Raw genomic sequence first — 3219 nt, 5'->3', positions numbered from 1 at the left:
CATCGACCTGGGCGAGACCGGCACGGCCGAGTGCCTTGCCGGGGACGGACGGACGGAGACCCTGTCCGCGGTCGAGCCCCGCGGCGAGCTCGCGCTGGCCTCCGGCGCTCGCGCGGTGCTCGGATCGGTGCGCTGGCCCGACGACCCGGAGATCGCCAAGGCCGCGACCGAGCGGTTGCTGGCTTTGCGCGGCCGCCCGCTGACCGTCGTCGCCCGCGGCGAGGCCGACCGCTGGGGCCGCCTACGCATCGACGCCCTGTCGGAGGCGGATGGACCGGTCGACCTCGCGGGGGACCTCGTCGGTGCCGGTCTCGCCCAGGTCGATGCCGGCGAGGGCGACGCCCTGTGCCGCCCGGGGCTGCTCGCCGTCGAGGAGGCCGCGCGCACGGCCGGACTCGGGCTCTGGCACCAGCCGTCGCTCGAGGCCTCTGAGGGTCCTGGCCTGCGCGCGGCGGCGGGGCGGTTCGTCGTGGTCCAGGGCACGATCCGCCATGTCGGCGAGCGCCCGAGCCGGACCTATCTGGACTTCGCGGCCCGGGGGGAGGACGGGCTCACGGTCACCGTGTCGAAACGCACTTGGCGCAGGATGCGCGAACATGGTTTGAGTGCGGACAGGCTCAGGAACGCGCGGGTGCGGGTGCGCGGGGTGGTCGAGATCCGTCGCGGGCCGACCCTCGACATCGCGGTGCCGGAGACGATCGAAGTGCTGGAGGCGCCCACGGCGATCGCCGGCGCGAGCACGGATGGGGAGCGGGCGCTGCGGCGCTGAACGGCATGATGGGCGGCACGACGCGGAGCGGAACGGGAATTGGGCAGGGCGGCCCTGCGCAGGCGCGTCGCGCGCCGGCGCTCGCCCTGCTGCTCGCGCTCTCGGCCTGCGCCGGCGAGCAGACCGGGGCGGTGCTGGTTCCGGCCGTCGTCTCCGTGCCGCCGGAGGCGCCGCGCACCACCGGCCGTCCCGCCAGCGTCACGGATGCCGACCACGCCAAGCTCGTCGCCTCCTTCGGCGGGGAATACCGGTCGCCGGCCACCCTGCGCCTGCTCACCGAGGTGACCGACCGGCTGGTCAGGGCGAGCGACCGGCCCGACCAAACCTACGCGGTGACGCTGCTCGATTCGCCCGTGGTCAACGCCTTCGCCCTGCCGAGCGGCCGCCTCTACGTCACCCGCGGCCTCGTCGCGCTGGCGAGCGACACCTCGGAGATCGCGGCCGTGCTCGCCCACGAGATCGCGCACGTCACGCTGAGCCACGCCACCGCCCGGACCGAGCTCGAGCTGCGCTCGCAGCTCGTCAGCCGCGTGGTCGCCGACGTGCTGAACGATCCGGCCACCGGCGCCCAGCTCCAGAGTCAGTCGCGCTTCGCGCTTGCGCGCTTCTCCCGCGAGCAGGAGCTCGAAGCCGATGCGGCCGGCGTGCGCACCCTGGCGAAGGCCGGCTACGACCCCTACGGCGCCGGCCGCTTCCTCACCGCGCTGAACCGGACCCTGGCGCTGAAGGCCGGCGGCGGCACTGCGGCCGAGCCGGACATGCTCGCGACCCATCCGGGCACGGCCGAGCGCATCGGGCTCGTCACTCGTGCCGCGCGGCGCACCGGGGCCCCGGGCGTCGGCACCGACGACCGCGCAGCCTACCTCGCGGCGATCGACGGGCTGGCCTACGGCGACAACCCGGGCGAGGGCGCGGTGCGCGGGCACCGCTTCGTGCATCCGAGCCTCGGCATCGCCTTCGAGGTGCCGGAGGGCTTCTCGATCGAGAACACCCGCAACGCGGTGCTGGGCACCACCAACGAGGGCAGCCGGCGCCTGCTGTTCGACCAGGTCGAGGCCAAGGACGGCCAGACCCTCGACGCGATCCTCAAGGCGACGTGGAACGACGCGATCGACCCGGCCTCGATCGAGGTCCAGCCGATCGCCGACCATCCGGCGGCGACCGCCCTGTCCCGCGGCAAGGACTGGACCTTCCGGCTCGCCGCGATCCGCGTCGGCGACGCCACCTTCCGCCTGATCATGGCGGCCAAGGGCGCGACCGACCCCGACCCGGCCTTCCGCCGCTGGATCGCGAGCCTGGCCTCGGTCTCGCCGGCCGAGACCGCCTCGCTCAAGCCGCTGCGCCTGCAGATCGTCGTCGCCGCCTCGTCGAACGCCGAGGACCTCGCCCGGCGGATGGCGGTGCCGGACCGCGCGCTGGATCGGTTCCTGGTGCTCAACGGTCTGGAGCGCGGCGTGCCGCTGAAGACGGGGCAGAGCTACAAGGTGGTGGTGGAGTAAGCGGGCCCATCGCCCTCCGGCACGCGCCGGCCTTGCCACCGGTGCCGCGTTCGCGCGATGCCCGACCCGGCCGACACGCAGGATGCGCACCCGATGATCCGCTTCTACTACAACCTCGCGCCGAACCCGATGAAGGTGGCGTTGTGCCTCGAGGAGACCGGGCTCGCCTACGAGCCGATCCCGGTGGACACGCGCAGGGGCGAGCAGTTCGCCGAGACCTATGCCGCGATCAACCCGAACGCCAAGGTGCCGGCGATCGTCGACGGCGACGCTACGGTGTTCGATTCGAACGCGATCCTGCTGCACCTGGCCGAGAAGGCCGGGGCCTTCCTGCCCCACGGCGAGGCGGCCCGCGGCCAGATGCTGTCCTGGCTGATGTTCGTGGCCACCGGGATCGGGCCGTTCTCCGGCCAGTGCGTGCATTTCCGCCACTTCGCGCCGGAGGCCGAGCGGACGGGATACGCCGCCGAGCGCTACGTGTTCGAGGCGCGGCGCCACTGGGGCGTGCTCGACGCCCACCTCGCCGGCCGCAGCTTCGTGCTCGCCGAGTACGGCATCGTCGACATGGCGGTCTGGGGCTGGGCGCGGATGCTGCCCTTCATGCTCGGCGAGGACGCGATCCTCGAATTCCCGAACGTTAAGCGGCTGCTCGACACGGTGAGCGCCCGCCCGGCGGCGCAGCGGGCAGAAAGCCTCAAGGGCCGGCACGCGTTCAAGGCCGAGGTGGACGACGACGCCCGGCGCTTCCTGTTCCGGTCGATGAAGGTCGGCTGAGTTTAGGCGGCGATCGAAACGCCGACCTCCACTTTCCCTCCCCCCCCTGCGGGGGAGGGTGGGCCTCGCGTCAGCGAAGGTCGGGAGAGGGGAGCGACGTCTCCGCAACTGTCGCTCCCCTCTCCCGACCCGCTTCGCGGGCCACCCTCCCCCGCAGAGGGGGGAGGGCAGGGGACG

Annotated in this window: 3 protein-coding genes; all 3 read left to right on the top strand. The window is 73.4% G+C overall.

Going from position 1 to position 3219, the window contains the following annotated elements; genetic code table 11:
- The coding region (locus FV230_RS26410; protein WP_246695014.1) for a pentapeptide repeat-containing protein at window positions 1–769 on the top strand (769 nt) is incomplete at its 5' end.
- 5 nt (window positions 770–774) lie between these two features.
- Window positions 775–2268: a M48 family metalloprotease gene (locus tag FV230_RS26405; protein ID WP_147844491.1), complete on the top strand. Its 1494-nt coding sequence runs from the start codon at window positions 775–777 to the stop codon at window positions 2266–2268.
- A 93-nt stretch (window positions 2269–2361) separates the two neighbouring features.
- A complete protein-coding gene (locus FV230_RS26400) occupies window positions 2362–3042 on the top strand; it encodes a glutathione S-transferase N-terminal domain-containing protein (RefSeq protein WP_147728876.1) in 681 nt (226 codons plus the stop codon).
- Window positions 3043–3219: the final 177 nt, after the last annotated feature.

The sequence above is a fragment of the Methylobacterium sp. WL6 genome (assembly GCF_008040095.1).
Taxonomy (GTDB): domain Bacteria; phylum Pseudomonadota; class Alphaproteobacteria; order Rhizobiales; family Beijerinckiaceae; genus Methylobacterium.
This window is presented reverse-complemented; position numbering and strand designations above follow the sequence as displayed.